The sequence below is a fragment of the Flavobacterium sp. 270 genome (assembly GCF_004368785.1).
Taxonomy (GTDB): Bacteria; Bacteroidota; Bacteroidia; order Flavobacteriales; family Flavobacteriaceae; genus Flavobacterium.
The window spans coordinates 743,422-769,239 of sequence record NZ_SODM01000001.1 but is presented as its reverse complement, the minus strand read 5'-3'; the positions used below and the strand labels follow the sequence as shown (position 1 = coordinate 769,239).

Below are 25,818 nucleotides of genomic sequence, written 5' to 3'. Positions count from 1 at the left end.
CTTTTTTTTATGCTTGATATTGACACAATAAGTTTACATTTATTTTAGCCACAAAGTCACAAAGACACAAAGTTTTTTATCTTTCTTCGCGTCTTTGTGACTTTGTGGCTAAAAAAAACTTGATTAAGTTTTAAGTATTATCTTGTTGTTGTTTAGTGTTTTAGTGTTTTTTAAGTATTAAGTAGATATTTTTTAGAATGATTTTTCTTAAAATAAATTTGGAAAATCAAAAAACTATTACGAATCTTTGCAGACGAAAAAAATAATAAACCCTTAATAACGAAGAAAAAATGTTTGTACTTAAATCAACATCTCAAAGCTTCACACCAAACGGATTTGGTGCATCGCTTCTTCGTGGCTTATTTCAATCTTAGAAATTCTTTTTAGATATATAAAAAAGCCCGAAGACAAATAGTTTCGGGCTTTTTTTATTCTAGACACTTCAAAACTTTCCCGAATAACGATCAATTATTTACTCAACGAGTAAAAGATGCCGTACGCTTATGTTTGTTTCAGACCATTTGTTTGAACCAGCATAGCATGCAAAAAAAAACAGTTACAATAATAAAATTTATGGGAAATAAATTATCCGGAAAAGACCTGATTAAGTTAGGCTTTCCTAAAAATAATTCAATAAACATCGCCTTAGGGCAGATAAACAGATATAGAAAAAGAGAAAAAAAAGAGTCTATTCTAACAGAAGCGAAAGAAGTATTACTTCACCCCGAAAAATTTGAAGGTCACGGAACCTGGGGAAAAGTCGCAGAAGGCTTAGTAAATCCGGTGCAGGTAAGAATGCATCAATTGAAAACAACAAGGGCGCCTTTCAGCATTTTTGGAGAAAATGAGATTGACCAGCAGGCAAAATTTCAATTGTATGATTCTTTAAAATTGCCAATTTCAGTTGCTGGAGCTTTAATGCCAGACGCACATTCTGGTTACGGATTGCCAATTGGCGGCGTATTAGCAACAGACAACGCGGTTATTCCGTATGGAGTTGGAGTAGATATTGGGTGCCGAATGAGTTTATCAATATTTGATATTCCGGCATCTTATTTCAAAGGAAAAGAACATCAACTGCAGGCGATTTTGAAAGATAACACCAAATTCGGAATGAACGAAACGCACGCAAACAGAGTAGATCATGATGTTTTTTACAAAAGTGAATTTCAAGATATTCCGCTGTTAAAGAATCTTTTACCAAAAGCGTATAAGCAATTGGGAAGTTCAGGCGGAGGAAATCATTTTGTGGAATTTGGAATCGCTAAGATTGAAAATCCTGAAAATGAATGGAAGTTAGGAGCAGGCGAATACTTTGCTGTTCTTTCGCACAGCGGTTCAAGAGGTTTGGGTGCAAATATTGCCAAACATTACACGTATATGGCGACGAAACAATGTCCGTTGCCAAAAAATGTGCAACATCTGGCTTGGTTGGATTTGAATACGCATGACGGTCAGGAATATTGGTTGGCAATGAATTTGGCAGGAGAATATGCTAAAGCTTGTCACGATGATATTCACAGGAGAATTGCAAAAGCGATAGGAAAGCGAGTTGTAGTTACGATTGAAAATCATCACAATTTTGCCTGGAAAGAAATGGTTGATGGGAAGGAATGCATTGTGCACAGAAAAGGAGCAACTCCAGCGGCCGAAGGCCAGTTGGGAATTATTCCGGGATCTATGACTGCGCCGGGCTACATTGTAAAAGGAAAAGGAAATGCAGCAAGTTTAAATTCGGCATCGCATGGTGCAGGGCGCTTATTTTCGAGAGCTAAATGCAAAGCTACTTTTACGCAAAGCGAAATCAAAAAAGTATTAAAAGCCAATGATGTAACCTTGATTGGAGGAAATATTGATGAAGCTCCAATGGCGTACAAAGACATTACAAAAGTAATGGCAAACCAAACAGAACTCGTTGATATTCTTGGGACTTTTACTCCGAAGATTGTTAGAATGGATCGATAAAGAAATTTAAAAATGGAAAAGATAATTCAGATAACAGCGGGTCGCGGACCTGCAGAATGCACTTGGGTAGTTGCCCAAGTGCTTAAAAAAGTTTTGGATGAAGCGCGCGAGCAAGAACTGGAAACCGTTTTACTACAAAGAGAATCTGGTGAAGAAAACGGAACTGTAGAAACAGCTTCGATTGCTATAAAAGGAAAAAACGCAGCTCAATTTGTGAATTCCTGGGTTGGAACAATTCAGTGGATTGGGCAAAGTCAGTTTAGGAAAATGCACAAACGCAAAAACTGGTTTATTGGAATCTTTGAAATCGAACCTCAAAAGGGATTTTCAGTTTCAGAAAATGATATTCAATATCAGGCAATGCGAAGTTCCGGCGCTGGCGGTCAGCACGTAAATAAAGTGAGTTCTGCTGTAAGGGCAACTCATATTCCGACCGGAATTGCGGTGGTTTCTATGGACAGCCGTTCGCAGCATCAAAACAAAAAGCTGGCAACAGAAAGATTAATTAAAAAACTAGAAGACGAGACGCTCCAACAACTTAAAAATCATGTTGGCAAACAATGGGAAAATCAGCTGAATATTCAGCGTGGAAATCCTATTCGCGTTTTTTCCGGAACTGACTTTAAACGCAATAAAATCGAGAAAAGTTACAAAGGAACTCGTCAAAAATTAAAAAACGATTTACGAAATGAAAACAATTGATAAATACCTTTTTCAGGCTTTGGATAATTATCCGTATTGGCTTGAAGGAACTATAGAATCTTTAGATTATGCTTTTTCTTATAATGATAAAAACACAATGGTTTTATGTTTGTATGGAAGAATTCAGGCAGAGCAACTCTTGAATTATGAAGATGCAAAGTCTTATTTTCAGGAAGCTTTAGCGATTAATATTCATGCTCTTGAGGTTTATCCGTATTATTTGCAGGCTTTGATTTTGAATGAAGATTATGATGAAGCTCAAAAACTAATCGACTTTGCTTTGACTATTAAAGGAATAAATAAGACTGAAATTTTCATTAAGAAAGCCATATTGCTTGAAGTACAGCATAAATTTAAAGAAGCTTTAAAAGAAATAAAATCGGCCAAACTTCATTCTATTCAGCATGATTATGATTCGGGAATTACAGAAATTGAGAAAAGAATTAAAGGCAAAATTGATTTAGTTAAAGGCAAGAAAAAAAAGCCTGAGAAATCTAAAAAAGATTCAAAAAAGAAATCAAAGAAAAATTGATAAAAGTAAAATTAAGTTTCAGGTTTTTTTAGTTTCAGGTTTCAAAAACTTGAAACCTGAAACCTGAAACTTTTTTTATTTCCAATGCAATTCAAGAGCAAAGCAAGTTTTGTCGTCTTTTGTAATGCTGAAAGTAACTTCGGTTTGGTCTTCGTTTTCACTTTCGTGAATGATAACCTGATCGTTTAGAGAAAGTTCTTTTAAGAAATTCATTTCAAAACTTTTAATTTCTTGCTTCAGAATTCTTTTTGGCTCAACGTGGTCAAGACACCATTCTAAATATTTTACGTTATTAGCGTGATTTACAATGTCTAAATCCGATAAATAAACCGTTTTTTCGAAAACAGATTCTTTTTCCGGATTGATATTTATTTTAGAAAAGCCCTCTACAGTGGCTCTGTTTTCTGGGAAAAGCTCAAAATGTTCATATGGTAAAGCCAATGCTTCCGGACGACGGGCTTTGGTGTTAAAAACAGCCCAAAATGTTTCGCTTCCTACTATTTTTTCTCCATTCACATACATTTCCAACGCACGTACAGAGCGTGAATTTTCAAGGCTGTTGATCCATGTTTTTACCGTTACAACATCCTGCCATTTTGGTAAAGCGGTAATTTCTACACGCATTCTGCTCAAAACCCAAGCTTGGTCAAATTTCTGCATATCGGTAAAGCTGATTCCTCCAACTTCAGAATGTGCTGCTGCAGTTAATTGCAACAGGTTGCACAAATCGGTATATTTTAGGTAACCCGTTGGCGTGCATTGTGTGAAATTGATTTCCCAGTCTTTACTTAGAACTGAAGTGAAATTTGGAGATATTGGCATTTTGTGTATTCTTTTATTTTGATATTAAACGAATACAAAATTAATGAATTTTTAAACCAATATTCAATTGAAGCATTTTTGAATTTTTATAAAACGAAACAAATTCTGGTGAGGTATTAATATCTAGTTTTGATTCTAAATAGCATAAACCAACAAATGCAGACAATCTTTTAGCAAGTTGATAATCGGTATTAAACCCAATTATAAAATCATTTCCTGTTTGGTGTCCATAATTTCTATCCTGTGATTTAAAATTGATTTTGTCAGAACCGATACCAAAATAAGGCTCAATATTTAGCTTTTTGATTATTTTTATTTCATAAGAGATGTCACCATATACGCTGTTAAATCTGGCATTTTCTACATTACCAGCCCTCGTTATATCGGTTGTATTGTAATAAATATAGTCGTAGCCCGCACCAAGTTTAAAATCATAAATTCGTAAAAAACTAAAATTTACTCCAATCCCAAATTGTGGGTCATTGGCTTTTGCTAAAAAATTATCGCCAGAATTAAACGGAACTAAAGCATTTATTCTAATATCGTGATTAAATTTTACAGGTCTTTTATTTTCGGTTTCCTGACCGTACGAAAACTGAAGAAATAATAAAAATAATAAAACGTTGTATTTCATAATTAGTACGTTATAATATGGGTTACTTTATCAGAATTGATTGTAATAACCGCTTCGTGTTTTGCAGCAGTTTGAGAAGGATTTGAATAATCGACTATGGTGTAACTCAATTTTACATTTTGATTTTTAATAACATCAAAGTGTGTATTTAAGTATCGATTTTCTAGTCCATCAGCATTTAAATCTAAATGAATATCTGCTTGAAGACCTTCAATATGAGCTTCTGTTATTTCTTTATTTGTTGACGTTTTGTTTAAAATCAAGTCTAATTGGGTAATATCATTGTTTTCGTATAAAACAATTTTATTAAGGTCTAATTTATAATTACTGAAATTTTTCTTTAGAGCGTTTATATGCTTAGATTGAAATTCGTTATATTCGTCATTAATCGAAGTTATGATACTGATTCCATCACCTTTTGGAGCAGGAAAAATCAAAGTAAATTTCCCATCTGCATCTGTGTCGGTATAACTTATTAAATCACTGCCGACAAAAGTATCTCCAGAATAAGTTTGTATTTCTATTTTTTTATTAGAAAGAGGTTTGTTGTTTTTGTCAATTAACTGTCCTTGAACAACAATTCTTGTTTCGCCATCATATTGAATTGTGCAGGACGAACATATTAAAATACAGAAAAAGAGAAGTAAAGTTTTTTGCATTTAGTGAGAATTTTAAGATGATCTAAATATATAGAATACTTTTAAAAAATTCTCATTTTAATTTTAAATTAATGTAATCAATTATATTTTGTCGGTTTGTGCTGTAGTCAAACCATTTTGTGTTTTGGTTTCTTTTGAACCAGGTTAATTGACGTTTAGAAAAACGTCTTGTATTCTTTTTGATTTCTTCGATAGCAAAATCAAGTTTAAATTCTCCATCAAAATAACTGAATAATTCTCTGTACCCAACAGTTTGAAGCGCATTTAAGGCTTTGTTTGGATATAAAGCTTCTGCTTCTACAAGTAATCCTTCATTCATCATAATATCAACTCTTTGGTTGATTCTGCTGTAAATGATTTCTCTTTCGGCTTCTAAACCAATTAAAATAGGAGTGAAGTTTCTATTGTTTTTCTTTTGATTTAAAAAGGAAGAATACGGTTTTCCAGTTCCGATGCAGACTTCTACAAAGCGCATCATACGTTGTGGATTTTGTAAAGTCTGTGGATTTTCGATTGTTATTTTTTGAAAATAATCAGGATCTAATTGTTGCAATTGTTTCTGAAGATATTCGATTCCGAGTTTTTCGTAATTTGAATTTACTTCGGTTCTTATTGAAGATTCAATTTCGGGAAATTCGTCGAAACCTTTTAAAACAGCATCAACATATAATCCAGAACCGCCAATTAAGATGGCAAAATCATTGGTTTTGTATAATTCTTCGAGTTTTTGTAAAGCTTCTTTTTCGTAATCGCCAACGGTATAATTTTCGAAAATGGATTTATTTTGAATAAAATGATGCGTCGCAGATGCCAATTCTTCCTGATTGGGAACGGCGGTGCCAATGGTCATTTCTTTAAAAAACTGACGGCTGTCGCAGGAAATGATTTCGCAATTAAAATGTTGTGCCAAAGCAATGCTTAAAGCAGTTTTACCTATAGCTGTTGGTCCGACAATGGTGATTAGATACTTCATATTTTTTAGCCCAGATGGAAACGGAAACCCCGGAATTATAATTGTTCGTTTTTTTTGGTGTAAAAGAGCGACTCCCGACGCTTCGGGAGAAGCTGCTTTTATGCCTTAAAAAAACAACAATTGTAATGAGGAGTTGAAGTGTACAGCTGGATTGGCTTCATAAATTAATTATTTGGTAATACAGTTCCGCATTCGTAACAATATTTTGCATTGTCAAAATGTACCTGCGAATTGCATTTTTTGCAGGTCTTTTTTGTGCTTACGGAGTTGTTTCTTAAACTGCTTTTGGCAAATTCTGCGGTTACAATTCCGGTTGGCACGGCAATGATTCCGTAACCCATTATCATAACGAGAGAGGCTAAAAACTGACCTAGCGGGGTTGCTGGTGAAATATCTCCGTAACCGACTGTTGTTAAGGTTACGATAGACCAATAAATGCCGACAGGTATACTTGTAAAGCCGCTTTCTTTACCTTCGACTACGTACATCATCGCTCCGATAATTACGGCGCTAATCATGACAAAATATATGAAGACCAGAATTTTTTCTTTACTGGCTTCGAGTGCTTCTTTTAGCTGAAAGGATTGATGCGAAATTTGCGGAATATGCAGAATTTTGAATAATCGGAAAAAACGAAGCACTCGTACGATTGTAAGTACGCTTGTTGCCGGAAAAAATATCGAAAGATACATGGGTAATATTGCCAATAGATCGATAATTCCGTAGAAACTAAAGACATATTTAACAGGTTTTTGAATCGAAATGACACGCAGGACATATTCTAATGTAAAAAATACGGTGATAACCCACTCACAAATAAGTAATTGCTCATGATATTTGTGGTTTATGCCTTCGACTGTGTCGAGCATTACTAAAAGTACGCTTAACAAGATGAGCCCCAAAAGTACCAAATCGAACATACGGCCGAGAATGGTGTTGGTGCCGTAGAGAACGATTTTGATTTTTTCTCTAAATATCTCGTATTTTGATTTACTTTTTGTCATAACGCGAAGATACGTAAAGTTTTTAGTACTAAAAATGAAGAATTTTTAAGTTCTTGCTTTTACGCATGTAATTTTGAATGAGGTTTTTTGCATCGCGATTATGCTGCATCGGGATCAGGATATTTTTTAGGATTTCGATATTAGTGATCTGATAATTTAAATCGTAATACGCATAACCTTTATAAATTCCGTTTTCTATTAAAATGGCACTTCGCTCATTTACATTTCTGCCACGGTCTAATAAAATCATACTTTTATTTTCGAAGCTGTTTTCAGAGATAAATTCCTGTACGCGAGCATTGTATATTTCGGGCGTAACTTCGCCAATGCAAGCGCCGTCGCATTCTTTTATTTTATATTGAAAACATTCTTTTTTGGTAATGTACAATCCGGTTAGTTTTTGGCACAAATGATATTTAGACGTAAACCTAAAAAGCGCATTTTTTCCATCTTGTAAAGAAGCGTAGGAAGCAATTTCTTTTTTGCGTCCGTCTGCTTTTTCCAATTTTAAATTGATATAACCGTTTGAATCTTTTTCTGCATAAATCGCGTAAGGAAAAAATGTTTTTTTCTGCGAACGATTGTATCGCGGTCTGTTTATTTTTATTTCTTCGCTTTCTTTTAAAAGTGCAATTAGTTCGCTTCCGGTTTCATCATATTTAATGGTAAAAACTTCAGCCTGAATTCTTTTGCTTTTTGTGGTGATTCCGGTAAAATGCTGATTGACTCTTTTTTTGATGTTTTGGCTTTTGCCGATATAAATCAGATTTCCACCTTCATTATGAATATAATAAACGCCGGTTTTGGCAGGCATTTGAGAAACAAGATCTAAGAATTTTGGAGCGATTCCTTTTTCGACTTCGAGTTTTATAAAATCTTTTACGATTGTTTTTTCTAAGTCTTTCTCCAAAAGCATTTTAAATAACTTTACGGTTGCCATCGCGTCTCCGCTGGCGCGATGTCTGTCTGCCATCGGAATTCCGAGTGCGCGAACTAATTTTCCTAAACTATAAGAAGTTTGCTCTGGAATTAGTTTTTTGGCAAGTTCGACTGTACATAAGGTTCTTGCTTCGAAATCATAGCCTAAACGACGAAATTCGGTACGAAGAATTCTGTAATCAAAAGAGGCATTATGTGCTACAATAATGCAATCTGAAGTCATTTCGATGATGCGTTTTGCAACTTCAAAAAACTTGGGTGCAGATTGCAGCATAGCATTATTGATTCCGGTTAATTTCACCACAAAGGGCTGAATCGGAATTTCGGGATTGACCAAACTAATAAACTGGTCAACTACTTCATATCCATCAAATTTATAGATGGCGATTTCGGTAATTCCCTCTTCATTAAACTGTCCTCCAGTTGTTTCTATGTCTAATATTGCGTACAAATTATGCGTTCAGTGTCTATATGTAGAGACGCAAATTTTGCATCTTACGTTTGTTAATTAAATTAGCGCCCTCCAAAAATACTGCTTCCAATTCTAACCATTGTGCTTCCGCATTCAATTGCTAATTTATAATCTCCGGACATTCCCATCGATATGGTATCTAATTGGCAGTTTTCAGTTTGTAATTTTTGAATGGAATCAAATGTAGATTTTAGATTTGTAAATTCTTTTTTTATCTGGTTTTGATCGTCTGTAAAAGTCGCCATTCCCATCAATCCTAAGATACGAATATTTTTTAATTCTTTGAATTCTGGAGAAGTTAAAAGTTCGTTTAATTCTTTTTCGTCTAAACCAAATTTAGTTTCTTCTTCGGCAATATATATTTGAAGCAAACAATCTATAATTCTATTGTTTTTAATAGCTTGTTTGTCAATTTCCTGTAATAATTTGAAGCTGTCAACACCATGAATCAAACTCACAAATGGTGCCATAAATTTGACTTTATTTGTTTGCACATGTCCAATCATATGCCATTGAATGTCTTTTGGCATTTCTTCCCATTTCTCGGTCATTTCCTGAATTTTATTTTCTCCAAAAATGCGCTGACCTGCTTCGTACGCTTGCATCAAGTCTGAAACAGGTTTTGTTTTAGAAACAGCAACTAGGGTTACATTTTCTGGTAATGAAGCTTTTATGGTATTTAAATTTGATGCTATTGACATATTTTTTTCTTTTTATGAAAGAATAAATTGTTTCGAAATCTTCTCAGCCTTTTTACTTTCATTGTAATCATAAAAACCTTCACCAGATTTCACACCCAATTTTCCTGCGCGAACCATATTTACTAATAGTGGGCAAGGAGCATATTTCGGGTTTTTGAAACCGTCGTACATAACGTTTAAAATAGCAAGACAAACATCAAGTCCAATAAAATCAGCCAATTGAAGCGGTCCCATCGGGTGTCCCATTCCTAATTTCATTACCGTGTCAATTTCATAAACGCCGGCTACTTTATTGTATAACGTTTCGATTGCTTCGTTTAGCATTGGCATTAAAATTCTGTTTGCCACAAAACCTGGATAATCGTTTACTTCAACCGGAGTTTTACCTAATTTCTCGGATAATTCCATTACTATTTTGGTCACTTCATCGCTTGTGTTGTAACCACGAATGATTTCTACCAGTTTCATAATCGGCACTGGATTCATAAAATGCATTCCGATAACACGTTCAGGATGTGCAACAACGGCTCCAATTTGTGTAATTGAAATTGAAGAGGTATTGGTTGCTAAAATTGTATTGTGCGAACAAGCTTCGTTTAATTGTTTGAAAATATTCAATTTTAATTCTACATTTTCTGTAGCAGCTTCTACAACTAAATCAACTCCAACAACTCCGTCTTTAATATCAGTATAGGTAATAATATTGGTGATCGTTTTAGCAACATCTTCCTGTGTAATTGATCCTTTAGAAAGCATACGATCAAGATTTGCAGCAATAGTTGCCATTCCTTTATCTAATGATTTTTCAGAAACGTCGATTAATTTTACCGTGAAACCACTTTGCGCAAAAGTATGTGCAATTCCGTTACCCATTGTTCCTGCGCCAATTACTGCTATAGTTTTCATATTATATATTGGTATTATATTTATGATTTAGCCACGAATTCACCAATTTATTCGTGAATTCGTGGCTAATTTATTTTTAAAGATTTATTTATTTTTTGAAACAATCAATAATTTGATACGCTACTCTCAAGGCATCTGTAGCTTGTTCAAGCGTTACAACAGGAGTCGTATCGGTACTAATTGCGTTAGCAAAAGATTCTAATTCGTCTAAAATTGCGTTGTTTTGCTCAACATCAGGATTCGTAAAATAGATTTGTTTTTTTACACCTTCAGCATTTTGCAGGATCATATCAAAATCTCCAGGAACTTCTGGCGCGTCTTTCATACGAACTACTTCGCATCTTTTCTCTAAGAAATCAACTGAAATATAAGCATCTTTCTGAAAGAAACGGGATTTACGCATGTTTTTTAATGAAATTCTGCTTGCAGTTAAATTAGCAACACAGCCACTTTCAAATTCAATTCTTGCATTTGCAATATCTGGCGTGTCGCTGATAACAGAAACTCCACTGGCGTCAATATGTTTTACTTTCGACTTTACAACACTCAAAATAGCATCGATATCATGAATCATTAAATCTAAAACGACAGGCACATCTGTACCACGCGGATTAAATTCTGCCAAACGATGTGTTTCTATAAACATCGGATTTTCGATCATGTTTTTGGTTGCTATAAATGCAGGATTAAAACGCTCTACGTGACCAACCTGACCTTTTACATTGTATTCTTTTGCTAAAGCGATAATTTCTTCGGCTTCTTCTACAGTATTGGCAATTGGTTTTTCTATAAAGATATGTTTACCTGATTTTATCGCCACTTTTGCGCATTTGTAGTGCGAAAGTGTTGGCGTTACAATATCGATTACATCGACAGCGTGGATAAGTTTAGCAATTGTGCTGAAGTTTTTATAGCCAAATTCTTTTGAAATTCTTTCGGCATTTTCTTGATTTTCGTCGTAAAATCCAACTAATTCGTACTTGTCAGATTGTTGTAATAAGCGTAAATGTATTTTACCAAGATGACCAGCACCTAAAACTCCTACTTTTAACATGAGAAATGTATTTTAAACAAAAATAGAATTTATTTGTTGAAAGTGAAAATGAATGTCAGAAAGATTTTTGGATTTAATTAATAGGGATATTGACAAAGGCTATAAATAATTAAGATTATAATAAAATTAATTACTAATGTATATAAATATAACTTTTCGTTAGTTAGATCTTTTTTGTTATTTGTAACAATAGTACTTGAATAATTATCATGAATATTTATTCCAGCAAAAAAAGAAAAACTTTCTAAAGGTATAAATCTGCATACAGTACGTTTTAAGATGGCTGAAGAAGTTGGTATATCTCCATCTTCGTCAGTTACGTAACATCCAGTTAAGAACTTTCCTGGTGTTGATTTAAATACTAATTCAAAAATTACATAGTAGATAAATTTGATTATACAAAAGAATAATAGTGCACTAAATTTTTCACCTACAATTGATTTAAAAGAGGTAAATATTGTATTGATATTCTCATGTCTTTCTGCATATTCAATAAATTTATATGATACCACAAATATTAAAGTATTATCGATGAATAAATTTAAAAAACGTTTGTTATTTGATACATTTTTAAGATCGTCATCATTTTTTATTTTTTCATCTGCTAATATTTTGGATTCAAAAGCATTCAAATCTTTCGTAATGAACCTATAAGAAATATATATGTACAATAAAGCAAGTAAGATGTAAATAAAGGCGTAAATATTCAATTTGTTCTCTTTCAAATTAATAATAAGAGATAATATATAAATCATTGAATTTAAAAATACTAAAGAATAATTAAACTTTAATAATCTAGTTTCTTTATAATGTGAAAAGTAATAAATAATGGTTCCTGCTAAAAAAGTTAGAAAAAAAGATAAATTTAAAAGTGCCATTGAAATATAATCATTTTCTAAACGCCCATTTATTAAATGCGTTTTAACGTAAATCTCTAATCCGGCAAAACTATATGCCTGGATGTTAAAGATAATAAAACTCAAAAAATCGGTTACTTCACTAAAATCATAAAAAACAAAAAAATAGGATCTTATAATTCCCATTAAGGAAAAAAACAAAGACAAGCCAAGTATAATTTTCTTCATATATTATTAGTATTTATCTGAGTTAAATAAAAAACCAAAAATAGAAATTAAATGATTAAAAAGTACTTGATAATTCATAATTTGTTTTCTTATTTTTGCAAAAATAAAACCTTCCCATTTTGAAAGACACTGCCAAACATCAAGGACTTCGTAATCAATTAGTAAGCACTTTAGAACAGAAAGGGATTACCGATAGAGCTGTTTTGGAGGCGATAAAAAAAATTCCGAGACACCTTTTTCTGAATTCAAGTTTTGAAGATTATGCTTACCAAGATAAGGCATTTCCTATAGGAGCGGGGCAGACGATTTCGCAGCCTTATACAGTTGCATTTCAATCGCAGTTATTAGAGGTTCAAAAAGAACACAAAATCTTGGAAATTGGTACAGGTTCAGGTTATCAGACAGCCGTTTTGTGTATGCTTGGCGCTAAAGTGTTTAGTGTTGAAAGACAAAAGGAATTGTTTAAAACAACATCAGTTTTATTTCCAAAATTAAATATCAGACCCAAACATCTTTCGTTTGGAGATGGTTATAAAGGGTTGCCCAATTTTGCTCCTTTTGATAGTATTATAGTTACAGCAGGTGCACCATTTATTCCGCAGCCGTTAATGGCACAATTAAAAATAGGAGGCAGGCTTGTGATTCCGTTAGGAGAAGATGTCCAGATAATGACGTTGTTAATTCGTAAAAACGAAACTCAGTTTGAAAAACACGAGTTTGGAGAATTTAGATTTGTTCCTTTGTTAGAAGATAAAAATTAATAGAAAGCCCATTTAAAATGGGCTTTTATTTTGACACCAATTTAATGGCGCGACTTAAGTTTTCTTTTTCTAATCGAAGAATATAATTGGTAAAGATTGATTTGTCATTTTTGTTTTGGTATTCTTTTATGACAGTTGAATATTCATTCAAGGCATCATTATTTTTATTAAATGTTGTGTATATATAGTCATGCTGGAGTAATATCCAATTGAATATTAAATTTGCCATTTGTTTATTCCTATTCTCAAAAGGTTTTATTTCTAATAATTTAAGATAGGATTCTGAAGCTAAAATTATGGGATGTAAGCTGTTTTTATGAGTTTCAACCCAATTAAAAAATAAATTCATCTCGCGAATAATCAGTGGATCATTTTTATATTTTCCTGGATTTTCTGATGTAATTCCTTTTAAAATTAAGTTATGTAATGTGAGGAATTCTTTTTCATTTACACCTGTTTTTTTATTGATCAGGTTTTTTATATAAGCTACCGCTTCCTGAAAATTTATTGCTTCCAGATGTTCTTGCATGGTTCTATCAGAAATAGTCAATCCGTCGTTGATAACAGATTTAGTCTCTTCTAATGTGAAAGAATTTCCGGTTAGGCTAATACTTTGATGTATGAATTCTAATTCTAAAGTTTTAGAAACCTGACGTAATTCAAAATGATCAAAAGATTGTATTTGATTTTTTAATGTTTCGATTTCATCTAAAACAGATTGAAGTGAAGATAAAATTACTGAGTTTATTTTCTTTCTTCTATTTTGAATTTCCTGTTCTGCTAAAAGTAAAGCTTTCAAAGCAAATTCTTCATCGCCAATCTCATAAAGAATTTTTTCTTTAAGCCAGGCAATCATTAATGTTTCATAATCAATTTCTAAAAGCTGTGCCAGTTGAGTAATTTGATCTTTCGTTGGTTTTCTTGTGCCCGATTCAAATTTACTTATTAATGCCTGGTCAATATTAGAAAGCTGTGCTAGTTCGCGGGTTTTAAATCCTTTATTTTCACGAGCATTTCTTAAAAGATTTTTCATTTATGAAAATTTTAGTCTTGACAAAATTAGTCAATTAATCATATGTAAAAAAAGCAATAATAAAATTACTGCTTTCTTTGAAAATTCTATTTTGAAGGAAGAGAGCCGTCTTTTCTCATTTCTTTTACAACAGCCTGCATAATAGCATCAACGGTTTGACCAACATCTGTTACATATTCTGATTTTGTAGTTCCTGTCCAGATTAATTTATTTTCTTTTAATGAAAAAACATTTGTTTCCACCATGTATGAAGTTGTTTCCTGATAATATCCTGGATCATAGAAAGCTGGCGAATACATTCCGTACCAATTTCCAAATCCGTAACCATATATCCCAGTGTACATACCATCAAAACCTCCGTAATACATTCCTGTGTAACTTCCAGGAACATAATTGGTTTCTTTTTCTTTGCTTACTAAACGCATTGTAACAACGCCATCAAAGTTTTCATCTTGAAGAATTTTTAACTGTTGCTCTTTACTAAGATGCAAAGTTGTGCCATTCATGTATTGGTATGAAGTTTTGAAAATCGGACTGCTTGAAGCAATTCTGTTTTCTGCCGTTCTTCTCGAAGCTTCGTCTTTAACCAAAACTACCACTAGAACTTTTTTAAATTGTTCCTGAGCAACTGTTATTTTGGGATCTCTCCAGCTGCTTACAATAGAAGTATTACTGCCACAACCGATAAGAAGAAGAATGATTAAAACAAGTGTATATTTCTTCATAAATTTATACTTAAGATTAATACTACAGTAAATTTAAGTATAAAATATTAGAAAACAATTATTTAGCTCAAAAACGCTTTTTAATTATAAGCTTTTTTGATTCTGTCTAAATCGCGTTTTGTATCCTGTTCTTTTAGAGATTCGCGTTTATCATAGTTTTTCTTACCCTTACAAAGTCCAATCTGAAGTTTAGCAAGTCCTTTTTCATTAGTAAATAATTTAAGCGGAACAATAGTAAGTCCTTTTGCCTGAACATTTTTATGAAGCGTTTTTAATTCCTTTTTATTCAAAAGTAGTTTACGTTCGCTTCTAGATTTATGATTGAATTGATTTCCAAAAGAATACTCTTCAATATAAGTGTTGATTGCAAAAAGTTCTAAGTTGCTAAATTCACAAAAGCTTTCTGTAATATTCGCTTTTCCTAATCGTATAGATTTGATTTCGGTTCCCGATAAAACAATTCCGGCAGTATAAGTATCGATTATTTCGTAATCGAAGCGTGCTCTTTTATTAAGTATATTGACTGATTTTAACATAGTGCAAATGTAAGACAAAATTGAAAAACTTTATTACTGCTAAAGATAATTAAAGTTTTTTTTTAATCTATGATTTTCATCATTCTTGATAGAAAAGCTTACTCATAAGTTTGTTGAATAATTTAAAACAAACTCAAAATGAAAAAAATTGTAACATTAGTTAGTTTAGTATTAATCGGATTAGCTGCAAAAGCTCAAGATGCAAGCCAGGGTTTAAAAGGCGCTTGGTTTGTAACCTCTCAATTTGGTTATCAACAGACTAAAACGGCAGATGTAAAAAATACAAGTTTATCTGTACTTCCAATTGTTGGGACATTTGTAACGCCTTCTGTTGCAGTTGGAGCTGCAGTAGGATATATTAATATTAAAGCTGATTCTAATGATGGAACTGCAGCAAAAACAGATTTAATTGTAATTGAGCCTTTGGCTAGAAAATATTGGAATGTTGCCGGTTCTCTTTATTTCTTTGGCCAATTAGCATTGCCTGTAATTACTGGAAAAGAAAAAGAAAGCGAATTAAAAGTAAATCAGGTTGGATTATCACTTTCTGGTGGATTTGATTATTTTGTAACCAAAAATTTTTCTGTTGAGTTTTCTTATGACTTAGCCAATTTTACTTCTACAACTCTTGATCCTAAAGATGGAGAAAAAACAACAGTTACAAACTTCGGACTTGCTCATGCTGCAAATGTTGATGGATATTACAATACAGCGCTTGGAGGAAGTAATCCAAACTTAACGTCTCCACTTTCTGTTGGGTTTAAATTCTTATTCTAATTCATAGAAAGATTAGGAAATGATTTTACTAATTTTGTAAAAAAGAAAGACCGTACTTTTAAGTACGGTCTTTTAATATTATTTAAATTTTATAAAATGGAAAATCAATCAAAAGATCCTCTTCACGGTATTACACTTCAAAAAATAGTTGAATCATTAGTAGACTATTATGGCTTTGATACTTTAGGAGAATTAATTCCTGTAAAATGTTTTTTATCAAATCCGAGCGTAAAATCAAGTCTCACATTTCTAAGAAAAACCGATTGGGCTCGTAAAAAAGTCGAAGATCTTTATATAAAATCGCTTCCTAAATTTTTTAAACTATAATTTATACGAAATCATTACGCCTCCACGGTACGGAAGCCATTCACCGCTTTTGTTCCAATTTTGTGCCTTATCATAACGACCAGGAGTTCCGTCATTATATTTACCATGATAAAAACCTTGATGCCAGCCACCGCCAGCAAAAATATCTAATACAAACTTATCGTTGAGTTTTATATTGTATCCAACACTAACTCCCAAACGATAACCATAACCGTGTTCATACCTATTCGAATCGAAATAATTCCATTTTTGTAGTTTATAAATATCTGGTCCAGCATTACCACCAACATAAAAACCATTATATTTTTCTTTAAAATGATAACGTAATTCAGCCGTAAAAGTGTAAAATTCCATTGGGCTATGACCATTAAAAGACTTCCAGAAAGAGGCCATAGCATCTAAATTTACAGTAGTTTTTTCTCCAATACTAGTTTCTATACCAATATTTGGAATGGCAACTAACGCTGTAGCAGCATTAAATTTTATAAAAGTTTGACTTTGTAATTGAATTGTAAATAAAAGAACAATTAGTGGCAAAAATTTTCTCATAATAATTATTTGTTTTTAGGAAATAATAAGGTTTGGATTCCTTATTTTGCGTGCAAATATAACGCAATAGAATAGTTTCTAGTGCATCACAATAAGGTTTTAATGTGAATTATTTCTTTTTAAAACAAACGAAAAGTTATTTTTCTAATAATGAGTATATTACCTTATCGCGAAATTGACCATCCCAAAAATCAGATTCTTTAAAATGAGCTTCTTTTACAAAACTGCACTTTTGTAATACCTTTTCAGAAGCGATATTCTCAGGGTCAATAACTGCTTCAATAGAATGTAGTTTTAAATCTTGAAAACCGTATCGTATTAATCGCATCACGGCTTCAGAAATAATTCCTTTTCCATGAAATTTGGGTAATAACATATAACCAATTTCTGCACGATAATTTTCAGGCTGTAATCTGTAGTATCCAATAATTCCTAATAGTTTTGGATTATCTTTTAAAGTAATTGCCCAATTAATTCCTGTATTGTCATTTACTTTATCATCAATCATAGTAATGTGAGCCAAAGCTTCGTCGTTGTTTTTTACCAACGGACGCGGAATGTACTTCATGGTTTCAGGATTCGAACGCAAGTCGAAAATTTCATTGACATCATCATTAGTTATTCTTCTTAAAAGCAGGCGTTCTGTCTCTATAACTGGAAAAGGACTAAAGTTAAATTCTAACATCTCTATGAATTATAATATTTTAATACTAAATTTTGAATTGAAATCTGCATTAGCATCCAAAACAATAATTCCTTCTTTCTCAAATAAATCTCCCGAATTACTATCGGTATCAGAATAGCCAAACCAAGGTTCTATACAAATAAAAGGCGCTTTTTCTTTGGTCCAGATTCCTAAACTCGGAAAATCTTCAAAATCTACTTTAATATATGGTTTAGAATTTTCTAAAATCGTAAGCGAATTTGATTCTAAAGCCTTAAAAATTAAAGCATCATTTTTAAATAATTCATAATTTAAAGGAACTTCATTGTTATTTGTTTCCAAAACTTTAGTTTTATTAGAAATCAAATCATTCTCTAAAAGATAATAGGTAAGAGTTTCTTGTTTTTCAAATTTAAAAGCATAATTTTCAAAATTTTCTGGTAAAGCAATCGCTGGATGCGCTCCAATAGAAAAAGGTATTTTATTTTCACTTTTATTAATAACTTTATATTCTATATCCAAAGTATACTCATGCAATGTATAAATAAGCTGTAATTCAAACTCAAAAGGATATTTTGATAGTGTTTCTGTAGAAGATTGTAAAGAAAAAACAGCGCTGTTTTCGGTTTTTTCAATTAGAATGAATTCCATGTCGCGAGCAAAACCATGTCGCGGTAATTGATATTCTTTTCCTTCAATTGTATAAGTATTGTTTTTTAAAGTGCCTACTATAGGAAAAAGAATAGGAGAATGCTTACCCCAAAAATCAGGGTTTCCCTCCCAGATATATTCTTTATTTTGATTGTCTTTTAATGAAAACAATTCTGCCCCCAAATGTTTTATTGAAGCAGTTAGTGTTGAATTTGAGATTGTTGTATTCAAAGTGGTAAGATTGAAATGAATAAATTTTATATTGATGTAAATGTATTTTATAAATTTTATTTTTTTAGGAAAAAAGCTTAATTTATTTTTTTGATAAAATTTTGCTAAAATTCAATTTATCTTTCCAGTTTTCTCTTTCGATAGCTTTTTTTTTCATTAATTTGCTACATAAACAGCTAAAAAATATGAAAAAGCATTCCTTAAAAGTCACTTTGACCATGGCTTTATTTGTTGGGATTTCTTCTGTTTGGGCGCAGCAAACGCCTGCATCTACAACAGCAAATCCAGTAAATAATTATAATTATCACGATGCATTTGCACCAAATTTTTATACTAAAAACGGAACATCTACGCGTACAGCAAGCGGTCAGCCGGGAGTAGAGTACTGGCAGAACAGAGCTGATTATCAATTAACGGCGAAGCTTAACGGAACTACAAATGAAATTGTAGGAACAGACGAAATTACCTATACAAATAATAGCCCTGATAAATTATCATTTTTATGGTTGTATTTAGATCAGAATTTATTCAAAGAAGATTCAAGAGGAAATGCCGTTGTACCATTAACAGGAAGTCGTAACGGTGCTCAAGGTCAGGTTTTTGATGGTGGAAATAAGATAAAATCAGTAAAAGTAATTTCTACAGGAAAAAATAAAACCGAAACTGCTGTAAAATATATCATTACCGATACTAGAATGCAGATTTTCCTTCCGCAGGAATTAGCCGCAAAAGGAGCTTCTGTAAAAATTAAAATTGAATTTTCGTTTATTGCTCCTTTTGAAGGATCTGACAGAATGGGAGTTTTAGAAACTAAAAACGGAAAAATTTTCACCATAGCACAATGGTACCCGCGTATGTGTGTGTATGATGATGTAAGAGGTTGGAATACTGCTCCTTATTTGGGCGCTTCTGAGTTTTACTTAGAATACGGAAATTTTGACGTAAAAATTACAGTTCCTGCAAATCATTATGTTGTAGGATCTGGAGAACTTTTAAATGGTGCCGAAGTATATTCTGCAGAGCAATTTAAAAGATGCAAAGATGCAGCACAAAGTGATAAAACGGTAATTATTCGTTCTGCTGATGAAGTAGCTGGTGCTGCAAAAACTAATGCTTCGGGAGAGAAAACGTGGCATTACCAAATAAAAAATGCTCGTGATTTTTCTTGGGCATCTTCTCCAGCTTTTATTTTAGATGGAGCAAAAATAAACTTACCAAGCGGTAAAAAATCATTTGCATTATCTGCATATCCTGTAGAAAGTAACGGAAATGATGCTTGGGGACGTTCTACAGAATATGTAAAAAGTTCGATAGAAAATTACTCAAAAAGATGGTTTGAATATCCTTATCCAGCAGCAACAAACGTAGCAGGAAACGAAGGCGGAATGGAATATCCTGGAATTGTTTTCTGCGGATGGAAATCTAAAGGAGACGATTTATGGGGAGTTACAGACCACGAATTTGGACACATTTGGTTCCCAATGATTGTGGGGTCAAACGAACGCTATTTTGCATGGATGGATGAAGGTTTTAATACATTTATCAATTCTGTAAGTTCTTTTGATTTTAATAACGGAGAATACAAACAAAAACCGGCAGATTTACACGAAGAATCAGAAGATTTTACAAGTCCTGAATTAGAGCCTATTTTAAGTTCTCCAGATAATATGAAAGAGGCAAATATTGGAACTTTATGTTATTCTAAGCCAAGTGCTGGATTAGTAATCCTGAGAGAACAAATTTTAGGACAAGAACGTTTTGATAAAGCATTACGCACTTATGTAGAGCGTTGGGCATACAAACACCCAACTCCAGACGATTTCTTTAGAACAATAGAAAATGTTGCAGGAGAAGATTTAAGCTGGTTCTGGAGAAGTTGGTTTATAAACAACTGGCGTTTTGATCAAGGTATCAATAGTATTAAATATGTAAAAAATGACCCGGCAAAAGGAGTAATAATTACAGTTGAAAATTTCGATAAAATGCCAATGCCAATTGTTTTGGATGTAAAAACAAAAAGCGGAAAAGTAACAAGAGTAAAATTACCAGTAGAAATTTGGCAGCGTAACAACGTTTGGTCATTCAAACATAATTCTACAGAAGAAATTGAAAGCATAACATTAGATCCAGATCACGTTTTCCCGGATAATAACGAAAAAAACAATGTGTGGACTTCGGGAAACGGTAAAGTAGAAAAAGATGTTGTTTTAGATGCTTATTTAGGAAATTACAGTACGAAATTAGCTCCTATAACAATTGACATTACAGAAAAAGCAAGCACTTTGAATGTTGAAATTACAGATTATCCAAAGTTTTCGGTTAAACCTGTAGAAAACGAAAAAGACACATTCGAATCTAAAAGCGCTGGATTAAAATTTAAATTTAATGAAGCGAAAACAAGTTTTGATATGATTGTTATAGGAAATGGTCAGACAATACCGTTTACTAAAAAATAGTTTTATAATCATAAAGTTCTTAAAACCCGATAGTCTAAACTATCGGGTTTTCTTTTATAACTACATTTTTAAAGTTCCATATCTTAGGTTTTAAATTTAAAAAGCTCAGAACCTTAGCAACTTATAATCTTAGTGTCTTCAAAAAAACAACAAAACATTAAAAAAATGTTAGAAAATATATTTTTTGTTTTAAAAAATAAAAAATAGTGTACATTTGCAGCGATGAATAAAATAAGTTTACATATAACTTCTTTGTCACGGACAAACTCACCGATTACCTCTCCCGAGGTACGGATGCTATCTCTATAGTATTCACTGAGTTTTTCGCCCGTATATTTATTCATATCCATTTTTCATTTTGAAATCATATAATTTGTCCATTGGACAAACATATCCTAAAAGTATTTATTTTTTTGTAAATTTTCTTGATCAATCTTTTGATTTTGAGAATGTTACTTCTATTTTGTCTATTTTTATTGGATTGATTTCAGGATTTCAAGCTAAACAACAAGTTTTAATTTTTAACTCTAACTTCAATTATTGAAATGAAGATATCTATTGTTGTAACTCAAGAAGAACACTTCAAATTCGCACAGGAAATTTGCGATACGATAGAATCGTCTGCCTTGTTAAGAGGTACGGGGATTGCTAAGAGAACTCCTGAGTACATTCAGAAAAAAATGGCAAACGGTGATGCAATGATTGCACTGGCTGATGGAAAGTTTGCAGGTTTTTGCTACATAGAAAGCTGGCAACATGGAAAATTCGTGGCACATTCAGGATTGATTGTACACCCGGATTACAGAAGTTTAGGTTTGGCCAAAAAGATAAAATCAAAAGTTTTTGATTATTCTTTAGAAAGATTTCCAGATGCTAAAATTTTCGGAATTACTACTGGTTTGGCAGTTATGAAAATCAATTCTGAGTTAGGGTACAAACCAGTTCCTTTCTCAGAGTTAACAACCGATCCGAGTTTTTGGGCGGGCTGTAAAACCTGTACCAATTTTCAAATCCTGCAAAGCAAAGAAAACAAAATGTGCCTTTGTACCGGAATGTTATACGACCCAAAAGAAAAACAAAAAAATCCGCCAAGACATCCTTTTAACGAAGCTGTTTTAAAAAGGCTGAAAAAAATTAAACAAGCTTTATTTTTAAATAAAATAATGGCATTATTTTTTTAATAAAATAAAATAGAAAAAATCTCAACTGCTGCATACGAAAGTATTAGCCTAAATTATAAAAAATGAAAAAAGTAGTATTAGCTTATAGCGGAGGATTAGATACCTCGTATTGTTTGAAATATTTAAAAAATGAAAAAGGATACGAAGTTCACACTGTACTTGTAGATACAGGAGGATTTTCTGCTGAAGAATTAACAGCTATTGAATCAAGAGCTTACGAATTAGGAAGCGCACAACACGCGAACCTAACCATCGTAGACAAATATTATGATAAAGCAATAAAATATTTGATTTTCGGAAACGTATTAAAAAACAATACTTATCCATTATCTGTAAGTGCAGAGCGTGTTTTTCAAGCAATTGAAGCTATAAAATACGCTAAAAAAGTGGGAGCAAGCGCAATCGCACACGGAAGTACAGGTGCAGGAAACGACCAGATTCGTTTTGATTTGATTTTCCAGACTATTGCTCCGGAAATCGAAATTATTACGCCAATTAGAGATTTAAAATTATCTAGACAAGAAGAAGTAGATTATCTGGCTCAAAACGGAGTACACTATTCTTGGGAAAAAGCACAATATTCTATCAATAAAGGACTTTGGGGAACAAGCGTTGGAGGAAAAGAAACTTTGACTTCTTCAAAACCATTGCCAAGTGAAGCTTATCCTTCTCAATTGCAAAAAGAGGGTGAAGAAAAAGTAACGCTTCATTTTGAACAAGGAGAATTAGTTGGTCTTAACGGAAAAACAGATAAACCTTCAAATAATATTGTTGAATTAGAAAAATTAGCAAACGCTTACGCAATCGGAAGAGATATTCACGTAGGTGATACGATTATCGGTATTAAAGGTAGAGTTGGTTTTGAAGCCGCAGCACCTTTAATTATCATCAAAGCGCACCATTTATTAGAGAAACATACTCTTGGAAAATGGCAGCAATATTGGAAAGAACAACTAGGAAACTGGTACGGAATGTTATTTCACGAAGGTCAATTCCTTGATCCAGTTATGAGAAACATCGAAACTTTCTTGCAAGACACTCAAAAAACAGTAAACGGAACTGTAACAGTTTCTTTAAAACCATATCATTTCTCACTTGACGGAATCGAATCTGAAAATGATTTAATGAACACAGGTTTTGGTCAGTACGGCGAAATGAATAATGCCTGGACATCAGACGATGCAAAAGGATTTATTAAGATTTTAGGAAATGCTCAAAACATCTTTTCATCTGTAAATAAATTAGATCATGATTAATGTCGGAATTATTGGTGGTTCGGGCTACACGGCCGGAGAACTCATCAGAATTTTAATGTATCACCCAAAAGTAAACATCGATTTTGTTTACAGTACCACAAATGCCGGAAAACCACTTTCTGTGGCGCACCACGATTTGATGGGCGATATCGAAATGAACTTTACTGATGAAATTAATCCAAATGTAAATGTGGTTTTCTTGTGTTTAGGTCACGGAAAATCGATTTCATTTTTGAAAGAAAATCAATTCGCAGGTCATACCAAAATCATTGATTTAGGAAATGATTTCAGATTGAATAAAGATGCTCATTTTGAAGAGAAAGATTTTGTTTACGGTTTACCTGAAATCAACAAGACAGAAATTAAAAAAGCAGATTATATTGCCAATCCAGGTTGTTTTGCAACTGCTATTCAATTGGCATTATTGCCTTTAGCAAAAAATAATCTGTTGAATAATGATGTTCATATTAATGCGACAACGGGTTCGACAGGAGCAGGAGTAAGTCTTTCAGAAACATCTCATTTCAGCTGGAGAAATAATAATTTTTCGCATTATAAAGCTTTTGAACACCAGCATTTAGGTGAAATTGGAGAAAGTTTGGTACAGCTTCAGGATGATTTTGACAGTGAATTGTTATTTATTCCAAATAGAGGAGATTTTCCAAGAGGAATTTTCGCGACGCTGTATACTTTATGTGATGATAGTTTGGAGCAATTAGTTGCAAAATATGAAGAGTTCTACAAAAATGAACCTTTTGTAACGGTTACAACTACAAACATTAATATGAAACAAGTAGTTCAGACGAATAAATGTATCATTAGTTTATTGAAAAAAGGAAACCGGGTTTTAATAACATCAATTATCGATAACTTAACCAAAGGTGCTTCAGGACAAGCGATTCAAAACATGAATTTAATGTTCGGATTAGAAGAAACCACAGGTTTACATTTGAAACCAAGCGGATTTTAGAAAAAATTTGTTTCATGTTTTAAGTTTCAAGTTCTGTACGTAACTTGAAACATGAAACCTGAAACTTTAAACAAAAAAACAAATGAACTTATTTAACGTTTACCCATTATACGACATCACTCCAGTAAAAGCTGTTGATTGCACAATTACAGATGACAAAGGAGTAGAATATTTAGATTTATACAGCGGTCACGGTGTAATTTCTATCGGACATACACAACCTGATTATGTTGCCAAATTGAAAAATCAATTGGATCATTTAGGATTTTATTCGAATGCAATTCAGAATCCTTTGCAGGTTGAATTGGCACAGAAATTAGGAAAACTTTCAGGATTAGAAGATTATGAATTGTTTTTATGCAGTTCTGGAGCTGAAGCAAATGAAAATGCTTTAAAATTAGCTTCTTTCCATAACGGAAAATCAAGAGTGGTAGCTTTTCATAATTCTTTTCACGGAAGAACTTCTGCAGCCGTAGCCGTTACTGATAACAAAAAAATTGTTGCGCCGATAAATGCACAGCAAGAAGTTACTTTTCTTCCTCTAAATCAAATCGAATTAGTTGAGGCTGAATTGGCAAAAGGCGATGTTACAGCTGTAATTATCGAAGGAATTCAAGGAGTTGGAGGTTTAGACCAAGGAACAACAGAATTTTTTCAGGCTTTAGAAAAAGCATGTAAAAAACACGATGTAGTTTTAATTTTAGACGAAGTACAGTCAGGATACGGAAGAAGCGGGAAATTCTTCGCTTTCCAACATCACGGAATCAACGCTGATATTATTTCAGTAGCGAAAGGAATGGGGAACGGTTTTCCTGTTGGAGCAATCTTAATTTCGCCAAAATTTGAAGCAAGTTTCGGATTATTAGGAACTACTTTCGGCGGAAGCCATTTATCTTGCGCAGCTTCAATCGCAGTTTTGGATGTAATTGAAAAACTAGATTTGCAGAAAAATGTAAATGAAGTTTACGAATATTTCTTAGAAAAAATCAAAGAAGTTCAAGGTATCAAACAAGTAAAAGGAAAAGGATTAATGCTTGGAGTGGAATTTGATTTTGATGTTGCAGCTTTAAGAAAGAAATTAATTATCGAAAAACACATTTTTACAGGAAGCGCCAACAACAAAAATCTATTGAGAATTTTACCGCCGCTAACAGTGAAAAAAACTGATATTGATACATTTATTGTAGCCTTAAAAGAAAGTTTAGAAGAATTAAAAAACTAATTCTTAGCGCTAAACCTGACGGGTTTTTAAA

27 protein-coding genes are annotated in these 25,818 nt (G+C 32.7%); 11 read left to right on the top strand and 16 right to left on the bottom strand.

Annotated features, from left to right (window positions below):
- Positions 1 to 573 precede the first annotated feature (573 nt).
- Genes EV144_RS03300 through EV144_RS03290 form a run of 3 tightly spaced genes read left to right on the top strand, consistent with a single transcriptional unit; the run spans position 574 to position 3,199 of the window.
- On the top strand, positions 574 to 1,965 hold the full coding sequence (locus tag EV144_RS03300) for an RtcB family protein (protein ID WP_134146157.1): 1,392 nt from the start codon (positions 574 to 576) through the stop codon (positions 1,963 to 1,965).
- A 12-nt stretch (positions 1,966 to 1,977) separates the two neighbouring features.
- The gene (prfH, locus tag EV144_RS03295; protein ID WP_134146155.1) at positions 1,978 to 2,667 is read left to right on the top strand and encodes a peptide chain release factor H; all 690 of its coding nucleotides are present in this window, start codon (positions 1,978 to 1,980) and stop codon (positions 2,665 to 2,667) included.
- Positions 2,654 to 3,199: a hypothetical protein gene (locus EV144_RS03290; protein ID WP_134146153.1), complete on the top strand. Its 546-nt coding sequence runs from the start codon at positions 2,654 to 2,656 to the stop codon at positions 3,197 to 3,199. Before prfH ends, EV144_RS03290 begins: the two co-directional genes overlap by 14 nt.
- Before the next feature lie 75 nt (positions 3,200 to 3,274).
- Here the strand turns inward: EV144_RS03290 and EV144_RS03285 are convergent, their stop codons facing one another.
- The 10 genes from EV144_RS03285 to EV144_RS03240 form a co-directional block, all read right to left on the bottom strand.
- Positions 3,275 to 4,021 carry an acyl-[acyl-carrier-protein] thioesterase gene (locus EV144_RS03285; RefSeq protein ID WP_134146152.1) on the bottom strand — a complete coding sequence of 249 codons (747 nt, stop codon included), beginning with the start codon at positions 4,019 to 4,021 and terminating at the stop codon, positions 3,275 to 3,277.
- Positions 4,022 to 4,061: 40 nt separating this feature from the next.
- The gene (locus EV144_RS03280) at positions 4,062 to 4,655 is read right to left on the bottom strand and encodes a hypothetical protein (RefSeq protein WP_134146150.1); all 594 of its coding nucleotides are present in this window, start codon (positions 4,653 to 4,655) and stop codon (positions 4,062 to 4,064) included.
- A gap of 2 nt (positions 4,656 to 4,657) precedes the next feature.
- Entirely contained in the window at positions 4,658 to 5,314 is a 657-nt protein-coding gene (locus EV144_RS03275) for a hypothetical protein (RefSeq protein ID WP_134146148.1), read from the bottom strand.
- 52 nt (positions 5,315 to 5,366) lie between these two features.
- Positions 5,367 to 6,287: a tRNA (adenosine(37)-N6)-dimethylallyltransferase MiaA gene (gene miaA, locus EV144_RS03270; RefSeq protein ID WP_134146146.1), complete on the bottom strand. Its 921-nt coding sequence runs from the start codon at positions 6,285 to 6,287 to the stop codon at positions 5,367 to 5,369.
- A gap of 164 nt (positions 6,288 to 6,451) precedes the next feature.
- Positions 6,452 to 7,291 (bottom strand): ion transporter, encoded by an 840-nt coding sequence (locus EV144_RS03265; protein ID WP_134146145.1) that lies wholly within the window; start codon positions 7,289 to 7,291, stop codon positions 6,452 to 6,454.
- A gap of 28 nt (positions 7,292 to 7,319) precedes the next feature.
- Positions 7,320 to 8,681, bottom strand: a complete 1,362-nt coding sequence (locus tag EV144_RS03260) for an exonuclease domain-containing protein (RefSeq protein WP_134146143.1) — start codon at positions 8,679 to 8,681, stop codon at positions 7,320 to 7,322.
- A gap of 62 nt (positions 8,682 to 8,743) precedes the next feature.
- The gene (locus tag EV144_RS03255) at positions 8,744 to 9,403 is read right to left on the bottom strand and encodes a YggS family pyridoxal phosphate-dependent enzyme (protein WP_134146141.1); all 660 of its coding nucleotides are present in this window, start codon (positions 9,401 to 9,403) and stop codon (positions 8,744 to 8,746) included.
- Between the two features lie 12 nt (positions 9,404 to 9,415).
- A complete protein-coding gene (locus EV144_RS03250) occupies positions 9,416 to 10,309 on the bottom strand; it encodes a 3-hydroxyacyl-CoA dehydrogenase family protein (protein ID WP_134146139.1) in 894 nt (297 codons plus the stop codon).
- Positions 10,310 to 10,397: 88 nt separating this feature from the next.
- Positions 10,398 to 11,363 carry a Gfo/Idh/MocA family protein gene (locus tag EV144_RS03245; protein ID WP_134146137.1) on the bottom strand — a complete coding sequence of 322 codons (966 nt, stop codon included), beginning with the start codon at positions 11,361 to 11,363 and terminating at the stop codon, positions 10,398 to 10,400.
- 77 nt (positions 11,364 to 11,440) lie between these two features.
- Complete coding sequence (locus EV144_RS03240) at positions 11,441 to 12,448, bottom strand: RDD family protein (protein WP_134146135.1); 1,008 nt, start codon at positions 12,446 to 12,448, stop codon at positions 11,441 to 11,443.
- Between the two features lie 119 nt (positions 12,449 to 12,567).
- Here EV144_RS03240 and EV144_RS03235 point away from each other — a divergent pair, with 119 nt between their 5' ends.
- On the top strand, positions 12,568 to 13,209 hold the full coding sequence (locus tag EV144_RS03235) for a protein-L-isoaspartate(D-aspartate) O-methyltransferase (protein ID WP_134146134.1): 642 nt from the start codon (positions 12,568 to 12,570) through the stop codon (positions 13,207 to 13,209).
- Positions 13,210 to 13,234: 25 nt separating this feature from the next.
- On the opposite strand, the gene EV144_RS03230 is transcribed toward EV144_RS03235, so the two are convergent.
- The 3 genes from EV144_RS03230 to smpB all read right to left on the bottom strand — a co-directional run bounded on the left by EV144_RS03230 (position 13,235) and on the right by smpB (position 15,503).
- Positions 13,235 to 14,242, bottom strand: a complete 1,008-nt coding sequence (locus EV144_RS03230; protein WP_134146132.1) for a helix-turn-helix domain-containing protein — start codon at positions 14,240 to 14,242, stop codon at positions 13,235 to 13,237.
- Positions 14,243 to 14,328: 86 nt separating this feature from the next.
- Positions 14,329 to 14,967 (bottom strand): hypothetical protein, encoded by a 639-nt coding sequence (locus EV144_RS03225; protein ID WP_134146130.1) that lies wholly within the window; start codon positions 14,965 to 14,967, stop codon positions 14,329 to 14,331.
- 80 nt (positions 14,968 to 15,047) lie between these two features.
- On the bottom strand, positions 15,048 to 15,503 hold the full coding sequence (gene smpB / locus EV144_RS03220; protein ID WP_116754153.1) for an SsrA-binding protein SmpB: 456 nt from the start codon (positions 15,501 to 15,503) through the stop codon (positions 15,048 to 15,050).
- Between the two features lie 138 nt (positions 15,504 to 15,641).
- Between smpB and EV144_RS03215 the strand changes: the two genes are divergently transcribed.
- Together EV144_RS03215 and EV144_RS03210 are read left to right on the top strand one after the other, a co-directional pair.
- Complete coding sequence (locus EV144_RS03215; protein ID WP_134146128.1) at positions 15,642 to 16,280, top strand: outer membrane beta-barrel protein; 639 nt, start codon at positions 15,642 to 15,644, stop codon at positions 16,278 to 16,280.
- Between the two features lie 96 nt (positions 16,281 to 16,376).
- Positions 16,377 to 16,607: a VF530 family DNA-binding protein gene (locus tag EV144_RS03210; RefSeq protein ID WP_134146126.1), complete on the top strand. Its 231-nt coding sequence runs from the start codon at positions 16,377 to 16,379 to the stop codon at positions 16,605 to 16,607.
- Here the strand turns inward: EV144_RS03210 and EV144_RS03205 are convergent.
- The 3 genes from EV144_RS03205 to EV144_RS03195 form a co-directional block, all read right to left on the bottom strand.
- Positions 16,602 to 17,156: a DUF3575 domain-containing protein gene (locus EV144_RS03205; protein WP_134146124.1), complete on the bottom strand. Its 555-nt coding sequence runs from the start codon at positions 17,154 to 17,156 to the stop codon at positions 16,602 to 16,604. The two genes, EV144_RS03210 and EV144_RS03205, sit on opposite strands and share 6 nt — an antisense overlap.
- A 136-nt stretch (positions 17,157 to 17,292) precedes the next feature.
- The gene (locus EV144_RS03200; RefSeq protein ID WP_134146122.1) at positions 17,293 to 17,841 is read right to left on the bottom strand and encodes a GNAT family N-acetyltransferase; all 549 of its coding nucleotides are present in this window, start codon (positions 17,839 to 17,841) and stop codon (positions 17,293 to 17,295) included.
- A 9-nt stretch (positions 17,842 to 17,850) separates the two neighbouring features.
- The gene (locus EV144_RS03195) at positions 17,851 to 18,702 is read right to left on the bottom strand and encodes an aldose 1-epimerase family protein (RefSeq protein WP_134146120.1); all 852 of its coding nucleotides are present in this window, start codon (positions 18,700 to 18,702) and stop codon (positions 17,851 to 17,853) included.
- 185 nt (positions 18,703 to 18,887) lie between these two features.
- Between EV144_RS03195 and EV144_RS03190 the strand changes: the two genes are divergently transcribed.
- The 5 genes from EV144_RS03190 (at position 18,888) to EV144_RS03170 (ending at position 25,787) form a co-directional block, all read left to right on the top strand.
- Positions 18,888 to 21,158, top strand: a complete 2,271-nt coding sequence (locus EV144_RS03190; RefSeq protein ID WP_134146118.1) for a M1 family metallopeptidase — start codon at positions 18,888 to 18,890, stop codon at positions 21,156 to 21,158.
- A gap of 545 nt (positions 21,159 to 21,703) precedes the next feature.
- On the top strand, positions 21,704 to 22,339 hold the full coding sequence (locus EV144_RS03185; RefSeq protein ID WP_134146116.1) for a GNAT family N-acetyltransferase: 636 nt from the start codon (positions 21,704 to 21,706) through the stop codon (positions 22,337 to 22,339).
- 62 nt (positions 22,340 to 22,401) lie between these two features.
- Positions 22,402 to 23,595, top strand: a complete 1,194-nt coding sequence (locus EV144_RS03180) for an argininosuccinate synthase (RefSeq protein ID WP_134146114.1) — start codon at positions 22,402 to 22,404, stop codon at positions 23,593 to 23,595.
- A complete protein-coding gene (argC, locus tag EV144_RS03175) occupies positions 23,588 to 24,565 on the top strand; it encodes an N-acetyl-gamma-glutamyl-phosphate reductase (RefSeq protein ID WP_134146111.1) in 978 nt (325 codons plus the stop codon). Before EV144_RS03180 ends, argC begins: the two co-directional genes overlap by 8 nt.
- Before the next feature lie 82 nt (positions 24,566 to 24,647).
- Positions 24,648 to 25,787 (top strand): aspartate aminotransferase family protein, encoded by a 1,140-nt coding sequence (locus EV144_RS03170; RefSeq protein ID WP_134146109.1) that lies wholly within the window; start codon positions 24,648 to 24,650, stop codon positions 25,785 to 25,787.
- Positions 25,788 to 25,818: the final 31 nt, after the last annotated feature.

Excerpts from the sequence above, each read along its gene's own strand:
- EV144_RS03300 (WP_134146157.1), top strand. The coding sequence starts at position 574 with ATGGGAAATAAATTATCCGGAAAAGACCTGATTAAGTTAGGCTTTCCT.
- prfH (WP_134146155.1), top strand. The coding sequence starts at position 1,978 with ATGGAAAAGATAATTCAGATAACAGCGGGTCGCGGACCTGCAGAATGC.
- EV144_RS03290 (WP_134146153.1), top strand. The coding sequence starts at position 2,654 with ATGAAAACAATTGATAAATACCTTTTTCAGGCTTTGGATAATTATCCG.
- EV144_RS03285 (WP_134146152.1), bottom strand. The coding sequence starts at position 4,021 with ATGCCAATATCTCCAAATTTCACTTCAGTTCTAAGTAAAGACTGGGAA.
- EV144_RS03280 (WP_134146150.1), bottom strand. The coding sequence starts at position 4,655 with ATGAAATACAACGTTTTATTATTTTTATTATTTCTTCAGTTTTCGTAC.
- EV144_RS03275 (WP_134146148.1), bottom strand. The coding sequence starts at position 5,314 with ATGCAAAAAACTTTACTTCTCTTTTTCTGTATTTTAATATGTTCGTCC.
- miaA (WP_134146146.1), bottom strand. The coding sequence starts at position 6,287 with ATGAAGTATCTAATCACCATTGTCGGACCAACAGCTATAGGTAAAACT.
- EV144_RS03265 (WP_134146145.1), bottom strand. The coding sequence starts at position 7,291 with ATGACAAAAAGTAAATCAAAATACGAGATATTTAGAGAAAAAATCAAA.
- EV144_RS03255 (WP_134146141.1), bottom strand. The coding sequence starts at position 9,403 with ATGTCAATAGCATCAAATTTAAATACCATAAAAGCTTCATTACCAGAA.
- EV144_RS03250 (WP_134146139.1), bottom strand. The coding sequence starts at position 10,309 with ATGAAAACTATAGCAGTAATTGGCGCAGGAACAATGGGTAACGGAATT.
- EV144_RS03245 (WP_134146137.1), bottom strand. The coding sequence starts at position 11,363 with ATGTTAAAAGTAGGAGTTTTAGGTGCTGGTCATCTTGGTAAAATACAT.
- EV144_RS03240 (WP_134146135.1), bottom strand. The coding sequence starts at position 12,448 with ATGAAGAAAATTATACTTGGCTTGTCTTTGTTTTTTTCCTTAATGGGA.
- EV144_RS03230 (WP_134146132.1), bottom strand. The coding sequence starts at position 14,242 with ATGAAAAATCTTTTAAGAAATGCTCGTGAAAATAAAGGATTTAAAACC.
- EV144_RS03225 (WP_134146130.1), bottom strand. The coding sequence starts at position 14,967 with ATGAAGAAATATACACTTGTTTTAATCATTCTTCTTCTTATCGGTTGT.
- smpB (WP_116754153.1), bottom strand. The coding sequence starts at position 15,503 with ATGTTAAAATCAGTCAATATACTTAATAAAAGAGCACGCTTCGATTAC.
- EV144_RS03215 (WP_134146128.1), top strand. The coding sequence starts at position 15,642 with ATGAAAAAAATTGTAACATTAGTTAGTTTAGTATTAATCGGATTAGCT.
- EV144_RS03210 (WP_134146126.1), top strand. The coding sequence starts at position 16,377 with ATGGAAAATCAATCAAAAGATCCTCTTCACGGTATTACACTTCAAAAA.
- EV144_RS03205 (WP_134146124.1), bottom strand. The coding sequence starts at position 17,156 with ATGAGAAAATTTTTGCCACTAATTGTTCTTTTATTTACAATTCAATTA.
- EV144_RS03200 (WP_134146122.1), bottom strand. The coding sequence starts at position 17,841 with ATGTTAGAATTTAACTTTAGTCCTTTTCCAGTTATAGAGACAGAACGC.
- EV144_RS03190 (WP_134146118.1), top strand. The coding sequence starts at position 18,888 with ATGAAAAAGCATTCCTTAAAAGTCACTTTGACCATGGCTTTATTTGTT.
- EV144_RS03185 (WP_134146116.1), top strand. The coding sequence starts at position 21,704 with ATGAAGATATCTATTGTTGTAACTCAAGAAGAACACTTCAAATTCGCA.
- EV144_RS03180 (WP_134146114.1), top strand. The coding sequence starts at position 22,402 with ATGAAAAAAGTAGTATTAGCTTATAGCGGAGGATTAGATACCTCGTAT.
- argC (WP_134146111.1), top strand. The coding sequence starts at position 23,588 with ATGATTAATGTCGGAATTATTGGTGGTTCGGGCTACACGGCCGGAGAA.
- EV144_RS03170 (WP_134146109.1), top strand. The coding sequence starts at position 24,648 with ATGAACTTATTTAACGTTTACCCATTATACGACATCACTCCAGTAAAA.